The 16,942-nt window shown below is 52.8% G+C and carries 9 protein-coding genes; 8 read left to right on the top strand and 1 reads right to left on the bottom strand.

The features are described from left to right. The first annotated feature begins 33 nt into the window (after nucleotides 1-33). The 8 genes from G5B47_RS15255 to G5B47_RS15220 all read left to right on the top strand — a co-directional run bounded on the left by G5B47_RS15255 (nucleotide 34) and on the right by G5B47_RS15220 (nucleotide 16,511). The gene (locus tag G5B47_RS15255; RefSeq protein WP_165099630.1) at nucleotides 34-1,200 is read left to right on the top strand and encodes an iron-containing alcohol dehydrogenase; all 1,167 of its coding nucleotides are present in this window, start codon (nucleotides 34-36) and stop codon (nucleotides 1,198-1,200) included. A 5-nt stretch (nucleotides 1,201-1,205) separates the two neighbouring features. After that, the gene (locus tag G5B47_RS26185; RefSeq protein ID WP_165099628.1) at nucleotides 1,206-1,364 is read left to right on the top strand and encodes a putative quinol monooxygenase; all 159 of its coding nucleotides are present in this window, start codon (nucleotides 1,206-1,208) and stop codon (nucleotides 1,362-1,364) included. 37 nt (nucleotides 1,365-1,401) lie between these two features. After that, the gene (locus tag G5B47_RS15245; RefSeq protein WP_165099626.1) at nucleotides 1,402-2,613 is read left to right on the top strand and encodes a multidrug effflux MFS transporter; all 1,212 of its coding nucleotides are present in this window, start codon (nucleotides 1,402-1,404) and stop codon (nucleotides 2,611-2,613) included. 267 nt (nucleotides 2,614-2,880) lie between these two features. Continuing rightward, the gene (locus G5B47_RS15240; RefSeq protein WP_165099624.1) at nucleotides 2,881-4,680 is read left to right on the top strand and encodes a cache domain-containing sensor histidine kinase; all 1,800 of its coding nucleotides are present in this window, start codon (nucleotides 2,881-2,883) and stop codon (nucleotides 4,678-4,680) included. 38 nt (nucleotides 4,681-4,718) lie between these two features. Then, on the top strand, nucleotides 4,719-6,347 hold the full coding sequence (locus G5B47_RS15235; protein ID WP_165099622.1) for a response regulator: 1,629 nt from the start codon (nucleotides 4,719-4,721) through the stop codon (nucleotides 6,345-6,347). A gap of 170 nt (nucleotides 6,348-6,517) precedes the next feature. Then, complete coding sequence (locus G5B47_RS15230; RefSeq protein WP_165099620.1) at nucleotides 6,518-7,795, top strand: ABC transporter substrate-binding protein; 1,278 nt, start codon at nucleotides 6,518-6,520, stop codon at nucleotides 7,793-7,795. A 137-nt stretch (nucleotides 7,796-7,932) separates the two neighbouring features. Beyond that, entirely contained in the window at nucleotides 7,933-14,856 is a 6,924-nt protein-coding gene (locus tag G5B47_RS15225; RefSeq protein WP_165099618.1) for a TIM-barrel domain-containing protein, read from the top strand. A 62-nt stretch (nucleotides 14,857-14,918) separates the two neighbouring features. Next, nucleotides 14,919-16,511: an S-layer homology domain-containing protein gene (locus G5B47_RS15220; protein WP_165099616.1), complete on the top strand. Its 1,593-nt coding sequence runs from the start codon at nucleotides 14,919-14,921 to the stop codon at nucleotides 16,509-16,511. A 114-nt stretch (nucleotides 16,512-16,625) separates the two neighbouring features. On the opposite strand, the gene G5B47_RS15215 is transcribed toward G5B47_RS15220, so the two are convergent. Further along, the gene (locus G5B47_RS15215; protein ID WP_165099614.1) at nucleotides 16,626-16,838 is read right to left on the bottom strand and encodes a hypothetical protein; all 213 of its coding nucleotides are present in this window, start codon (nucleotides 16,836-16,838) and stop codon (nucleotides 16,626-16,628) included. Nucleotides 16,839-16,942: the final 104 nt, after the last annotated feature.

The following is a 16,942-nucleotide window of genomic DNA, read 5'->3' as shown; positions in this document are numbered from 1 at the left end:
GGCTGATGTAAAATGAAAAGGAGGAGTACCCATATGAACCCCTTTAAATTTAGTAATCCTACGAAAATCCTTTTTGGACGCGGGCAAGTCGAAGAAATTAAAAATGAAATTCCATCCTATGGACGGCGTGTTTTGCTTCTATATGGGGGCGGAAGTATTAAAAAGAATGGGCTGTACGATCAAGTGATTAAAGCCCTGTCTGAAATTACCGATGTCTATATTACGGAACTGGGCGGAGTAGAACCCAATCCGCGATTAACAACGGTGAAAAAGGGAATTGACCTTATCAAAGACAATAATTTGGATTTTATCCTTGCTGTTGGCGGCGGAAGTGTAATTGATTGTGCAAAAGCTATCGCTGTAGGCGTATACTACGAAGGCGACGTATGGGATATTGTAACGAATAAGGCAGCAGCGGAAAAAGCCGTTCCTTTCGGCACTATTTTGACGATCTCTGCGACAGGCTCGGAAGTGAACGGCGGTTCGGTCATTACGAATTGGGAAGAAAAGGATAAACGTTTTTTTGTCTCTGATCTTACTTTCCCTAAATTCAGTGTTCTGGATCCGGAAAATACTTTTTCCGTACCTAAAAACCAAACGGTTTACGGCATGGTAGACATTATGTCCCATGTCTTCGAGCAATACTTTCATGCTTCATCCAATGCCCCGCTGCAAGAACGGTTCGGTGAATCCATCCTGCAGACAACAATGGAAGCTGCGCCCAAGTTAATTAATGATCTCGATAATTACGATTACCGCGAAGTCATTATGCTTAACGCATCATTAGCTTTAAATGGCATTCTATCCATGGGTGTTCATACCGACTGGGCGACCCATATGATCGAGCATGCGGTCTCAGCCGTTCATGACATTCCTCATGGCGGAGGATTAGCAATTTTGTTCCCTAATTGGATGGAATTTGTCGCTTCCAAGAGACCGGAAAAAGTGGCTCAACTAGGGATTCGCGTTTTTGGAATTGATGCCAAGGACAAAAATGACTCTGACGTGGCGGCTGAGACGATTCAAAAATTACGTGAGTTTTGGACTTCGCTGGGGGCCCCTGAGAAGCTTTCCGATTATGGAATCGATGATACGGAAATCGGCACAATGCTTGAAAGAGCAATGGTGGCCGAAACCCTCGGAAGCTATGTCCCTTTAAATAAAAACGATGTGGAGACTATTTTAAGAAAATCATTATAATCAAAGTGAAAGCAGTAACACCTTCCAGGTCAGAAGAGGGATGCATAAAGTATGTCCTCCATCAATCTATAGAAAATAAAGCCGTTTTTGTGTTTTATGAAATCTGGAAGGATGAAGAGTCTATCAACCGGCAAGTATACCGACTGCAGGAAGTTAATTCATAATTGGACTTGATTGCATAAGTCAGGAGAAAATCAAACGATGTCTTCAACAAAAAATGTTAACCGCCTTAGACTGGTCTTGCTGTTAGGCGCTTTTTCGGCACTGGGCCCTCTTACAATCGATATGTATTTGCCGTCATTTCCGGAAATCGCTGCTGACTTTGGCACCCGTGCTTCTCTGGTGCAGCTTAGTCTAACTGCTTGCCTGGTAGGATTAGGCCTGGGTCAAATCATTATGGGTCCTTTGAGTGACGTTCATGGAAGACGGAGGCCCATAATAATCTCACTTATTCTCTACTTGATCGCTTCATTTGTCTGCGCGGTCTCACCTAATATCGTCTATTTCATAGCAGCACGTTTTATTCAAGGCTTTGCCGCTTCCGCAGGAATTGTTATTTCTCGGGCGATCATCCGCGATGTTTATAGCGGACCGGAACTCACCAAGTTTTTTTCATTGCTTATGCTGGTAAATAATATATTTCCCTTAATTGCACCAGTGGCTGGAGGCAGCGTCATAGCCTTTACTTCATGGGTGGGTGTTTTTGTGGTTTTAGGTACGGTTGGATTGGTTTTAGTCATCCTTGCAACCTTGAACCTGAAAGAGACTTTGCCTGCTCAGAAGCGAATTTCAGGCAACTTTGGCGAGCTGATTAGAGGTATTCGAACCTTGCTTAAAGATCGTGAGTTTACCGGATACGCGCTTGCACAAGGGATTATGATCGGAGGGGTATTTGCTTATGTATCAGGGACTCCTTTTATCTACCAGAATATTTATGGCGCCTCTCCCCAACTGTTTGCAATTTTATTCGGATCAAATGGGATCAGCTTAATTCTCGGTTCTCAAATCGTTGGACGCTTTACCCATGTGATCTCGGAGCGGCGATTCCTGCGTTATGGATTGCTGTTATCCGGCGCGTCCAGCCTTGCGGCCTTAATTGTAATTCTTTTAAACGGCCCATTACTGGCATTGGTTATTCCGCTTTTCTTTTTTGTCGCATCTATCGGAACAACTTCAACAGCTTCGTTCTCTCTAGCCATGGGGTCACAAAGTCATATGGCAGGGAGCGCATCTGCGCTTCTTGGATTACTGCCTTTCCTGCTAGGAGCATTCACCTCTCCATTGGTTGGCATTGCCGGTGAATATACGGCAGTCCCTATGGGAGTTATTATCTTGTCGACCAGTTTATTGGCTATCCTGGCTTACTTTGGACTTGCACATAAATCGCAAACCAGCTATTCTACGTGCTCTTAATTATAGACCATCTGCAAGCAACGACAAAAGTGCCGCAGCACCAGTGCATAGCACTTTAGCCCGCTTTAAAGGCGGGCTTTTTACATTGATTCCTCTCCGGTTGCCACCGGATTCTCCTCATAGCTGATTCAGTCGCCCCAGTTTGACACGTCACAGAGACCAATGAGTCGATAAATTTGAATAGAGCCTCCAAACAAAGTGTGATAAAATATTGAAAACGCATTCATCACTATGGGTACCGGCGGTGAGAGGATGAAGCTTTTTCTATTGAATCGGTTCAGAAATTTCACCCGCAGGCTGGGGAATAAGCTGGGGCTGGCTTTTTCGCTCATCGTTTGTGTGCTGATTCTGGTGCTGGCCACCGTCTCTTATTACCGGACAACCTGGATAATTAAAGACAACTATCTTTCCAATACGGCCAAAGAGCTGGAGCATATGAATGAAAGCCTGGATAACTTTGTGGCGCAGATTGACGCGCTGTCGCTGTCGTTCAGGCGGGACGATAACTTTATGGAGGCGCTGATGAGCGATGAAGAGGATTTCTCCAGCCGTCTCTACATGGAGAACCAGCTGCGGAATCTGTTCTACTCTTCCAGCGGGGACATCGCTGCTGTCTCCCTGTATATTCCCCGGACCGGGGCCCGGTACACCATATCGAGGCTGACGGATTCTCCGAAGCTGGTGGTCGATCATCCCCGGAACATCACGTCGAACGGGTGGTACAAGGAGGCGAGCACGAGAGCCAACGCATTTCGCAGCATTGAGCCGCCGGCGCAGGGACCGTCAGCCGGGGGTTATGATGCAGAGAACCAGCGGCTGTTTTTTACTTTTCACAGGGCACTCATCAATATCCCGAGCCAGCGGCCGTTGGGAATGGTGTCCATTACGATCAGCTCCGCTTACCGGGATCAAATGATCCGCGATATTCTGGAGCAGGATGCCGAGGTTGTGGCGATTTTGGACCAGAATAATACGAGCTTTTATCACAGCGGCGAGAAGAGCTTAAGCGATGAGGCCTCATTGCTGCGGTCCATTAATTGGACAAAGCCGGAAGGCTATTTGAATTGGAGCGGCGAACAGCAGGCTTATCTGGTTACTTATAACGTGTCGCCGGGCGACGGATGGAAGCTGATCAAGCTGATCTCCACCAGCGCCTTGAACGAGCGGGCCAAGAATACGAGAAATCTGGAGTTTTTAATCGGGTTGGCCTTTTTGCTGATTGGCACATTGCTTGTCACCTTTGCAACGAAAACGATTACGCGGCCGCTGAAACGGCTGTCGAAGCATATGGAGAAGGTGGGGGAAGCGAATTTCGATGTGATGATTGATATTAACGGAAACGACGAAATTGCGTATCTCTCCAAAAAATTCAATGCTATGGTAGCCAAGATCAACGAGCTGATTAATGAGGAGTATAAAGCCAAGCTGGGTGAAAAGACCGCGCGCATGAAGGCGCTTGAGGCGCAGATCAATCCGCATTTTCTATATAATGCCCTGCAGACGATATCGACAGAGGCGCTCGTTCACAGGGTCGATCATATTGACCGGATGGTGCAGGCGCTGGCATATATTTTGCGGTATTCGATTCGGACCGGCGACAATGTGAATCTGGCCCAGGAAATGAAAAATGTCGAAAGCTATGTCATGCTGCAGCAGGCCCGGTACGGCGAGAGACTATCCGTCGACATCGCGCTTGAAGGAAGTATAGGCGAAATCCGCGTTCCCAAAATGGCCGTTCAGCTACTGGTGGAGAATTCGATCAAGCATGTTCTGGAGCAGACCTTGGACCCGGTTCGGATCGGGGTTCGGGGGTATTTTGGGGAAGACGGGCTTGCTGTCATCGAGGTCAGCGACAATGGTCCCGGCATTCCGGAAGACCGGCTTAAGGAGCTGCAGGAGCTGCTTCGGCAGGAGAACTGGATAGGCGGGCAGCAGGAGAGCATCGGTCTGAAAAATTTATCCGAAAGATTGAAGCTGCTTATCCATACTGCGGCCAGGCTGGATATCCGGAACCGTCCGGAGGGAGGAGTATCGGTAGAGATCATCATGCCTGCAGAAGACCAGTAGAATAGACAGGGAGCAATCGAACGGGAGGGATCTGACGCATGTATAAGGTGTTGATTGTCGATGATGAACGTCCTGTCCGGACGGCGATCAGGCTGGCGGGCGAATGGGAGCAGCTTGCGGTGTCCGAAATCGCGGAGGCGCCGGAAGCGCGCACGGGTCTGGAGCTGTTGAAGGAGTGGAAGCCGGACATTGTGCTGGTCGATATCAAGATGCCCGTGATGGACGGGATGGAAATGCTGCGCAGGGCAAGCGCCGAGCATCCGGAAGTCAAGTATATCATTATCAGCGGCTTCGACGAGTTTGAATACGCCAGACAAGCCCTCCATTACAAGGTACTGGATTATTTGCTGAAGCCGGTCGACCGGGCCGAGCTGAACCGTTCCCTGCGTCAGGCCATCCGGCAGCTTGATGAGGAAAGACAACAGCGTGAGACGGAGCAGCGCCAGTGCATGATGAATAATTTGTCCCTCCCGCTATTCAAGGAAAAGCTCCTAACTATGATCATCGAAGGCGACAGTGTTCATCCCCCCATAATTGAGGATTACAAGCGATTGACCTCCATGACGAAGCAGGGCGTACTCTATGGCTGCGCGATTGTCCAGCTTCTAAATTTTAATAGTGTATGCGCTGCTAAGTTTAAGGGCGATTCTTTCTCCTGCTATTTTGCCGTGACGAATATGATTGATGAATGCTGCGCCCCCTGGAGCCAGGGCTTCAGCTTCCGAAGCTATAAGTCCGATCATGAGATTATTGTCGTGCTCGAAATTGGCGCTCACCCGGAGCCCAAAGCTTTCAGCGCGGCCCAAATAACGGAAGTGATTGCTTCACTCCAGAACCTGTTTGGATTCACTTCCATCGCCGGTGTCGGCAGCTTCTCCCCCTCCTTTGAACAGCTCAGCTCCTCTTACAGCGAAGCGCATGCGATTAAATCCAGCATCAATATTTTGAAGAACGGAAACCGGGTATTCACGGAGATTCAAACCGGGCGCAGGGCGGGAATGCCGTCAATCCTGAACAAAAAAGAGCTGCTGATCCGCGCCTTCGAAAGCGGGAATATCGAGTTCACCCGGGGGATTGTGGCCGGATATTTTGAACACATCAAGCAGTCCGGTTATTTCAGTATGGACGACGCAAGAAAGGCGGCAGCCGAATTTATCTTTTTAATTGAAAATATTGCGATTCAGCTCGGGGTTGCGGAAGACCTGCAGGGAAAGCAGATCTCCTTTGGAACCGCCCAGTCCTATTCTTCCTTCGAGGAATTTAGCGACTTTGTCTTTCGAGTCATCTCGCATGTATTCGACAGAATTCAGGCAGGACTGAAGGGATCGGAAACATTCAACATTATCCGCATCAAAAACTATATCGACGACAATTTTTTTACTGACATTCATTTGACGATGTTCTCGGAGCAGTATTTTTTGAGCAAGGAGTATTTGTCCAGACTGTTCAAGGAAAGATTCGGGTTCGGCATCTACGAGTATGTGCTCAAAGTTCGGATGGACAAGGCCAAGGAAATGCTCGATGATCCGGCCATCCAAATCCAGCAGATTTCAAGCAAAGTCGGCTTTAACGACAACGCCTATTTCAGCAAGGCTTTCAAGAAATACTCCGGCTTGTCGCCAAGCGAGTACCGGAACCGCATGATGCAATCCAAGAAAAGCATGTGAACGGCCCGTCGTTTCATTTTCCATATTCGTAGTGTGTCTCTGGCAATCAGAGTTCAGGATATTCCTATAAATCCATCATTTTTGTACATTTCAATCGGGAGGGCTTCGCGTTATTCTGGCAGTGAGGGACCTTAAACGTTTACGTGGAGCCTGAAATGGGGAGTTTCAGGATGAAGAAGAGACCGGTAGTTCTCGCATTAAGCTTGATGCTCATGGCCGCGACGTTCACAGGCTGTTCGGTTGGCGGCAGCCATTTTGCTGCGGATACGAAGGAAGCGCGCACCCAGTCCCGGCCGGTAATTCTGAAAATGTTCACCTTCGGGGAAGGCCTATCGGAGCAGCTTCATGATATGGCGGAAAAATACCATGCTCTGCACCCGGAAGTTACAGTGGAAACCGAGCTGATATCAAGCGAATACGATTCGGTTCTCAAGACCAGGCTGAATTCCGGCGATGTGCCGGATATTTTCATGACTCAGGGCTATTGGGCGAACCGGACGTATAAGGACCTTGTGGTGGAGCTTACCGGGGAGCTTTTTGTAGGCCAGATTGAAGACAGTGCTCTGAAATCCGCCGAATGGGACGGCAAAATCTACGGGGTTCCTGTCAGCATCCAGTCGTACGGCTTCATTTACAACAAAAGAGTGTTCGAAGCGGCCGGCATTTCCTCCCTGCCCTCGACCTATACCGGACTGGAGCAGGCGGCAAATCGGATCAAGGCCATAGGCGTGACGCCCTTCGCCAACTCTTTCAAGGAATGGTGGGTGTTCAAGCATATTGCTACCCAGGCGCTTGCTGCCGAAGAAGGGGATTATGAGGAGACGGCACAGGACATTTCGCAAGGGAAGAAGACCTTCAAGGACCTGCCCTTGTTTGGCCGGACCTTCGACATGATTGACCTCATGGTGAAGTACGGTAACGATCAGCCGCTTGCGACGGATTACGGTACGGGACTAGCTCTGGTGGCGCAGGGCAAAGCGGCCATGGTCCACAACGGGAGCTGGGCGGAGGGGGATATGCTGAAGGCGGACCCGTCTGCGGAGCTCGGCTTCTTCCCGGAACCGGTCGGGGACGATCCATCGAAGGCAAGGCTGATGGTTGACTCCTCCGTGCTGCTCCGCATCAGCGATACCTCCAAGCATATTAATGAAGCAAAAAATTTTCTTGATTACATCGTTACCGATTATATCAAGCAATATGGATGGCACGGCGAGGTCCCGGTCGTGAAGGGCGGAGTGCTGCCAAGCGGCCAGCTGGCTGCCGATACGATCCGCTATATGAAGTTGGGCAGGACTTATCCATGGGTTCAAGGCTATTGGCCAGATGGTTTCGATACGCAGCTCGGGGCGCTGCTTCAGGAATATGCAGCCCATGCCAAGTCGAAGGATGAGGTGCTGGAAGAGTTGACGAAAGCCTGGGTGAAGCTGGTGAAGGCGGAGAATATGTAAGAAGGAACCTTTACACAGTCGGTTGACCGTTGCAGCCATGCCGAAAATTTTTGTTAAGGAGGTGAGTTCGCAGCCGGGTGCGATGCTGTTGCAGGCAGGGTTATTCACTCTAAGATGAAACGGGAGGACACTAGGGGATGCAAACAAAGAATAGAAAGCGATTACATCGATTGATGGCCTCGATCATGGCGTTCAGCCTGGTCGTTCCGGCTTTCGGCTCGGGTTCCGCCTTGGCGAGAAACAGCGAGTTTACCCGAAATGGCTCGGGGCCGATGTACTGGATTTCGTATGAGCATCAATGGACCCAAAATACGTATATGCCGGAGGACCGCTGGAAGGCGAACATCGACTGGATGGCGGAAAATTTTCAGCCGTACGGCTACGATATGGTCAGCACGGACGGATGGATTGAAGGAGCCACGCTGTTAAATGAGAACGGTTACATCGTCTCGCATAACAATAGGTGGATGACCGATCCGCTGGGGGCGGGCGGTGAAACGGAGCCGGTATACGGCGTGGTTAACGGGAACTTCAACGATGAAGAGACCAAAGGCTGGACCTTTACCGGACCGGCCGGTCACGGGCGGAACGACGATAACGGCAATAAGTCGTTATGGATATATAAGAATGAACCCCATCAGGAAACGGTCAGCCAGAATGTGTATCTGAAGGATACGGGCCTGTACCGTTTAAGCGCCAGAGCCAAGACCAAGAACGGCATGTTCGCGGACGGCGTACCGGCCTACATGAAGATCAAGGGCTATGATGCCGCCGATCCGGAAGCTGAAACCGTAACGGCGATTACTTATGAAGATTGGACGGATTACAGCGCCCTACTGAATGTGACCAATCCAAGTGTATATCTGGAATTCTCCTATGACTCTTTGTCCAAAAATAAATTCAGCGCCGGGCTGGACCTCGACGATGTGAAGCTTGAGAAGGAAACGGATGAGGTCGATACTTCCAACCATGTCGTCAACGGCGATTTCAATCAAGGAAATACGGACGGCTGGAATATTACCGGCACAGGCGGCGGCGGATCGGGCACCAATGACGACGGACCGGGGGACAAATCCCTGTACACCTGGAATCCGGGAGCCGATGAGGTCCAAACGGTCTCGCAAAGCATTCATTTGCCGAACGGTCTGTACACGGTAAAAGCCAAAGCCAAGACCAAGAACGATATGATCAAAAATGGAGCGACCGCAGTATTCCAAGTGGACGGATACAACACCGAAGTGCCGGAAGCGGCTCTGGCCAAAACGGTGTCCAGCGAGAGCTGGACCGACTACTCCATGACGGTGGATGTGACGAGCGGCAAGCTGGACCTCGCATTTGTCGTAGACCCTAAAGGCAAAGCCGGCTTCGCGGGAATTGATCTGGACGATGTGGAGGTCAAATGGGCCGGGCCGAATGACTGGCAGGGCTATCCTTCCGAAGTCTATCCGGACGGCCACACCTGGAAGTACTGGGCCGACTACATCCACAGCAAAGGCATGAAGCTTGGGATCTACTACGATCCGCTGTGGGTCAGCCCGGAAGTATTGAAGCATCCGGATAAATATCATGTCACGGTTAAGAATGACGATGGCAGCACCGAGCAGATTCCGGTCGCAAGTCTGATCAAGACGGAGCCGTACAACCTCGGCAACGGCAAGCAGCTGAACGGCGACCGCTTCGACGGCGGACAGGGCGCTGACCAGGCGCTGTACTGGCTGGACGTCAACAAAAAGGGCGCCAAAGAATACCTTCAAGGTTATATCAGGTTCCTGGCCGAGCAGGGCGCTTCCTTCCTGCGCGTCGATTTTCTCTCCTGGTATGAATCGGGCTACGATCAGGGCCTCGGCCAGATCGGAACAGGCCACGATTCGGATACGGAATACGCCAAAGCGCTTCAGTGGATGGATGAAGCCTCCGCCGAGAACCATATGTTCCTCAGCCTGGTCATGCCGGACCTGAAGGGCCATGCCAAGTATGAGCAGCAGTTCGGCGACATGATCCGCATCGACGAGGACGTCTTCGCCGGAGGGTGGGATCATACGAGCGGACGCCGCCAGAACTGGACGGCCAGCTGGTCGCAGTGGGCCAACTCCTTCCAGGGCTTCACGGGATTCTCCGATATTTCGGGCCGCGGATCGATGATTAACGACGGCGACTTCCTGCGCCTGAACACCTACAATGGCCAATTCGCCGACAACGAGCGGAAGACGGCCCTGTCGCTGTTCACAATGGCGGGCTCGCCGATTACGATCGCAGACCAGTACGATACCATCAGGGACAATGCCAAATTCTATCAGAACCCGGAACTGATCGAGCTGAACAAATCGGGCTTGGTGGGCAAGCCGATCTATTATTCCGGTGAGCATTACAAGAATAACGCCAGCCGCGACAGCGAGCGGTGGGCCGGGCAGCTGCCGGACGGCACATGGGCCGTCGCCCTGTTCAACCGCAGCGACGAGTCCAAGGCGCTCTCGATGAATTTTGTCAAAGAGCTGGGACTTAATGACGGAGCTTATGTCCGCGATATTTGGGAGCACAAAGACCTTGGATACAAGACGATCTTCTCCAAGACACTGGAGCCGCATGACGCGGTCGTGCTCAAGCTGATTCCGAAGACGGCCTCCAAGTCGTATCAGGCGGAAGTGGCTTCGTATCAGGGCGGAGCGATCTTTGGCAATGACGCGGCGGGCTACCAGGGCTTTGGCTATATCGCCGGGCTGAATCAAAAAGGCGCCAAGCTGACCTTTGCCGTCAGTGTTCCGCAGGACGGGAATTATCCGCTCAATGTCCGCTATGCCAACGGAAATGAAGCGGACGGTTCTTTGGCGGTGACTGTGGAGGATATTGCCGGCAGCCCGGTCGATTCGGACACGGTGACCTTTAAATCGCTGGGCAAATCTACTTGGGATAAGTGGAGCAGCGCGGAGAAGACGATTTCACTGAAAAAAGGAACGAATCTGATCACGCTTGCACAAACGGAGGATAGTGCGGGTTCGGTTCATATCGACTCGATTTCCTTCAGCTCCGGAACCGGCCAACTGATCAACGGTGATTTCGAAACGGGCAACGAGACCGGCTGGACCGTAGATACGCAAGGTACCACCATCTGGCACGGCGTGGATACCAATGATGCCTATGCCGGCCACAAGCAATACCTGTACTCCCCGGATGCGGGCGGAAAAGCGGTCTCCCAGCAGAGAATTACCAGCCTGAAGAACGGGCATTACACATTGTCGGCCATGGTGAAGCTGATGCCGCACACCGACCCGACATTTGCGGGCGGAAAAGCGAAACTGGTTATTTCCCAGCCGGGCAAAGACGATGTGACGGTGAATATTACGCCCAGCCTGAAGGATGGAGTCCCATCCACAGGTAAGGCGAAATGGGATGCGGGCGATTTTCAGTACAAGGAATTCAAAGTCGAAGCGGATATTACCGAGCAGGAAGCGACGGTAAAATTCATCCTGGAAGCTCCCAAGCCGGATACTTCCATGCAGATCGACAATGTGAAATTCACCTCCGAGGAATCTGCGGCCGAAACTTTGTCCGTAGCCTTGTACAATCCGGGCTTTGACGAAGGCTTCGCCGGATGGAGCCGCACGAACATGACGCATCAGGCGATTGCGCGGGACGGGGATAACGCTTTTGCGCAAATCGGCGGCGCAAGCGACTATTCCTCCGATATTTGGCAGTTCGGCAATGCGCCGGCAGACGGCGTGTATCAGCTGACGCTGAAGACCCGCAAGACCGGTGAGCTCGGCAAAGCCCAGGTCTACGTAACGTATTCCGGCGGTACCAAGACGCTTGATATTCCGGCCGGGGCGGAATTTACGGAGCTGAAGCTGCCGAATATTCAACTCGCCATGAATGAAGTGGTCAAGGTCGGCGTAATCTCCGAAGGCAAAGCGGGAAGCAGCTTAAGCATCGACGACTTCTTGCTGCAGAAGGATAATGACCAGCAGTATAAGGATGTTACCTTCGTTAACAGCTTGTCGGAAACCGATCCGTACCAGGTATCCGCAGGCGGACGGGCGGTTGTGCTGAATTCGCAGGGCAGCGCGAAGGTGAAGCTTGAATTCGTGAAAGCCGATACGGCCAAGGTATGGATGGAGCCGACCGGCACGTTTGCCAAAAAGGATACCTTTGTGGTGGACAGCGAGCAGGGCTCCGTAATCCCATCCGTTAAAGATATGGGTGATGAAGGCTATATTTTGATTCAGACGGACGCTTTGAGCATCCGCGCCTACAAGTCGCCGTTCCGCCTGGCCTACTATGACGCTTCGAACACGAAGCTGCTCTCGGAGCAAGTTGGCGGCGCAGGCTTCGGGTATGACGGAGACACCGGCGTATACAACGAGATGGCTCTGGCCGAGGATGAGCATTTCTTCGGGCTCGGCATGGACCGCGACGCGCAGTCGTTCGACCGTCTGGGCAAGAAGGTGGTTATGAACAATGCAATGACTGGAGGCTATGGCGGCAATACCTCCGACGTTTCCAGCACGTTCTTTACGAGCACGAAGGGCTATGGGCTTTATTTTGACAATACGTACGAAAATGTGACCTTCGACATGGGTGCTGCAGATGCCGGAAAATACAGCTTCAGCGCGCCGAACGGGGAAATGCTCTACTATTTCATAGCCGGCGACACCGGCGGTTCCCTGAACAGCATCATGAAGAGCTTCTCCAGCCTGACCGGCACCGCTCCGATTCCGCCAATGTGGGCGCTGGGCTATATGCAGTCCAGATTCGGCTACAGAAGCTGGAACGAAGTGGACGGCATCGTGGATACCTTCCGCAGCAAGGATATTCCACTCGACTCCATGGTGCTGGATGTATACTGGGCGAAGAAAAATCATTATTTCGATATGACCTGGAATGACGATCCGGCACAGGATTTTTCGAGTCCAAAGGCCAATATGGCTGAGCTGCAGGAAAAAGGCGTGAACATCGTAACCATCGTCGATCCTTATATCCAGGTAACAGCTTCCAACTTTAAAGAAGGCGACAGCAAAGGCTATTTCGTCAAGGACGCTTCCGGCAAAACAGTCATTTACCCGGCCTGGTACGGTAAAGCGGGACTGATCGACTTCACGAATCCCGAAGCGGCCAAGTGGTACAGCTCCCAGGTGAAAAAGCTGCATGATGCCGGCGTGAAGGGCTACTGGATCGACCTTAACGAACCGGAACAGCCAACCGACTCGTTAAGAGACCAGTTCGCGGCGGGCAGCGCGGCGGAAATAACGAACGTGTACGCATTGAATGAGGCCAAGGCGTTCTATGACGGTCAGCGCAGCTATACCGGCGACCGGGTCTGGACGCTGGCAAGATCCGGATTTACCGGCATCCAGCAGTACGGCACTACCGTCTGGAGCGGTGATATCGACGCCAGCTGGGTTTCCTTCTCGCATCAGCTGCAGCTGGGTCTCAGCGCGGCGGCATCGGGCATTTCCTACTTCACGAACGACACCGGCGGATTTAACGGCAAGCCTTCGCCGGAGCTGTACACCCGCTGGATGCAGGCGGCTTCCTTAATGCCGATCTTCCGGTCGCATGTGGCTCTCGGCGACAATCCTTCGGACCCGACCAATATCCGGGAACCGTGGGCGTTCGGAGCCAACGCGGAAGCTTCGGTGACAAAAGCGATCAATCAGCGCTATCAGCTGCTGCCGTACATTTATTCCACCGCCAAGCAGACGGCGGACGGCGAAGCTTCGCTGATGAAGCCGCTCGTTATGGATTATGCGAACGACAGCAATGTATATAACATTCAGGATCAATGGATGTTCGGCGGCTCCATTATGGCTGCGCCGGTTAATAAGGAAGGCGCATCTCAAAGAACGGTGTATCTGCCAAGCGGAACCTGGTATGACTGGAACTCCGAGCAGAAATTTAATGGAGGACAGGAAATTACGTACAATGCCGATCTGAACACCGTTCCGATGCTGGTGAAGGAAGGCGCCATCATTCCGACCCGGGCGGTTCAGGACTTCACGGAGCAGACGCCGGCTAGCGAATTGACGCTCAAAGTATATCCGTTAACCAGCGGAGAAACTTCCAGCTTCACGCTGTATGAGGATGACGGCAGCACGTATGATTACGAGAAAGGCCAATCCGCGGCAACCGAGATCAAGGCAAGTGCTCAGGGTGACAAAGTGTCGCTGAATATCGCGGCAATGAACGGCAGCTACACCGGCAAGGTCGAAAGCCGCGTATGGGCTTCCGAAGTGAAGATCGGAGCCGAAGATAAGGATGTTTACTCGGTCAAACGGAACGGCAAAGAACTGAAAGAAGTTGGTTCGAAAGAGGCCGTTCAAGCAGGCCATGACGTCTGGTTCTATGATGCGGCCGCCCATAAGCTGTATTTCCGGACGGCCGAGGCAGCGACCTCCGAGGCGCAGCAGATTACAGCCGCGCTTACCGGTAAAGGCGCACCCAGCATCAAGGACGTGACGCTGGACGCGGCAATGCACCGCGCCGGCAGCGTCAAGGATGTGCAGATTGCCGTCCATACGGCTAATGTCACTGACGGGACGGCTGTCAAAGCCGTACTGCTGAAAAACGCCCTGTCCTATGCGGGAGTTCCGGCGGCATCCGGCTCTATTGCAGGCGGTACAGCGAACCTGACGCTGTCCCTTCCGGCCACGCTGCCAGCGGGTCCGTACCAGATCCGGGTCGAGGCGGGGAACGTATCGTATACGCTGGATTACACGGTGCTGAAGAGAATGGAAGACAGCTTCAAGATGGAGCCTTCGTTCAACATGAATAAGCTTGAAGCCGGCAAATATCTGGATGCCAAGGTCAAAGTTACGAACGCTTTGTCCGAAGACAAGCAAGTGCTGATTATCGCCGCGCTTTATGACGGGAACGGCGGACTGAAGATGGTTAACCACGCTTACAGCTCCTCCCTGGTCAAAGCGGGCCAGACCCTGCAGCTGAACGCAGGCTTCCAGCTTCCTGCAAGTGTGGCGGGATTCAAGGTCAAGCTGATGGTTTGGGAAGGTGAGGATCTGATGAATACGACCATGATGCCTCTGGCTGACGTAGTAGAGTTGACCCCTTGAATTAGATGAACAATCCGGCGGGATTTCCCCGCCGGGGTTTCTTTGCAAAAAGGAGGCAAACAATGAAGAAGAGCATACCTGCGCTAATCCTGATTCTGCTCCTGTCTACGTTCTGGCAAGCATTGGCGACTGCTTCCGAAACTGTCTGGTTCACAAATGTTACTGCAAGCGCCGATATATCAACCAAGCAGGCAACGGTAACGGGAAAAGTGGCGTCCGGAGCGGGACAACTGGTGACGCTGAAGGTGGCGGAGCCCGGCGGCCAGCTTTTTCTGGATAGTATAACAAGCGGAGACGGCGGCGCGTTCACGTTTACATGGAATATTTCAGCCGAAGGCAAGTATGAGGTTCAGCTTGGCGTGGAGAACAGCGACACTCCTTACAAGACCAGTTTCAGCTATGGGCAACCTGCATCGGCGCCGCCTTCAGCAACGCCTAGTGCCAAGCCGAGCGTGGCTCCGAGCGCCACTCCAACCCCTACGCCATCACCAGGTACGGGCTCTGGTTCGGGCCCACCGGCATCCCCGGCGCCTACTCCCTCTCCGGCCGTCGTACGGGTGACGGAGGATAAGCTCGCTATGAACGACGCCCTGAAAGAGGCGACGTTCACGCTGGGAACAAGCACGGAGGCGCGCATTCCGGCCGCGCTGCTGGATAAGCTGGCGCAGGGCGGCAGCGGGCTGAATTTGGCGGGGGCCGATTTTACGCTTAAACTGAGCGCCCGGACGCTCGGCGAACTGCTTGCCGCGGCATCCAAGTCCAGCGGCGAAGCGGTTATAAGCGTCGTGAAGGTGCCGCCTGCCGACAGCGAATCCCTGCTTGCGCTTGCGAAGCAGCGCGAATTCGCCGATTTGAAGCTTGCAAGCGATATCTACGAATTTAAAGCGAAGCTGATCTCAGCTGGCGGAGCGGAAACGCCCGTAACCGCATTCGCGCATCCGGTGACGCTTCAGCTCAAGGCAAGCGGGCTTGCCGCCGCCAAGCTGGCAGGTCTCTACTATATTTCCGATACGGGGGAGCTTGAGTACATTGGCAGCCTGTCCGCAGGGAATGTTGCAAGCGGCCAGACGGATCATTTCAGCAAATACGCGGTGCTGGAATACCGCAAAACCTTCTCGGATGTTCCCGCCGGAAGCTGGGCCTATGACGCCGTTACGGAAATGGCGGCAAAGCATATCGTGGAAGGAATCAGCCAGAGGGAGTTCGCTCCCGGCCGCCAAGTGACACGCGCGGAATTCGCGGCGCTGCTTGTCCGGGCGCTGGGCCTTGGCGGAGGCAGCGCGGCCTTCACGGATGTTCCCGCAGCCAAGTGGTATGCGGATGAAGTGGCCGCGGCTTATCAGGCCGGAATCATCAAGGGAACCGGCACGGATACCTTCAGGCCGGAGCAGACCATCAGCCGCGAGGAGATGGCGGCCATGCTCGTCAGAGCCTGGAGCATCCTCCACCCGCAGACCAAACCGGATGCTGCGGCATCCCCGGTCTTTAAGGACCAGGCCGCAGTCAGCATTTGGGCGCGCGATGCCGTCAGTACAGCGGCGGGACTCGGCCTGATGAAAGGCCGGAGCGCTTCGGCGTTCGTCCCGCAGGGGACGACGACCCGCGCGGAAGCGGCCCAGGCAATCGCGAATATTGGGAATGCCGGAAACGACTAAAATCCGGCACCCTTTTAAAACAAAGAAAGATGCCTCGCCAATCACGCGGGGCATCTTTTTTTAGCTCCGATAGGAGTTTTTCTTATTGCCTGAACGCAGGAAATTTCCCCTCTCTCAAGCCGCCAAAATAAACTTGTAATTAATCATCAATACGATCAGGGTCGCGGATACGAGCGAGAAGGCGATGCAGCCCGCGCCCAGCGCCCTGCGCCGGTCTTTAATGAAGAATTTGAAGCCCAGCGCACAGACCAGCAGCGTAGTTGCAGCCAATACGACGGACGAGCCGATCATGGCGAGCCAGTATAGAATCTCAAACAATTGAGCCATCGCAGCGCCTCCTCCAGGATAAACGAAAGATGGGATTACTTTAACTATAAGCGATACGACACTGTATGAAAAGGGTTACATTATTAGACCCGACGTCTCTGCAC

The organism is Paenibacillus apii, assembly GCF_011043685.1.
In the GTDB taxonomy this organism is placed as follows: domain Bacteria; phylum Bacillota; class Bacilli; order Paenibacillales; family Paenibacillaceae; genus Paenibacillus_AQ; species Paenibacillus_AQ sabinae.
The sequence above is the reverse complement of the archived record's forward strand: the minus strand, read 5'-3'. Positions and strand labels throughout refer to the sequence as shown.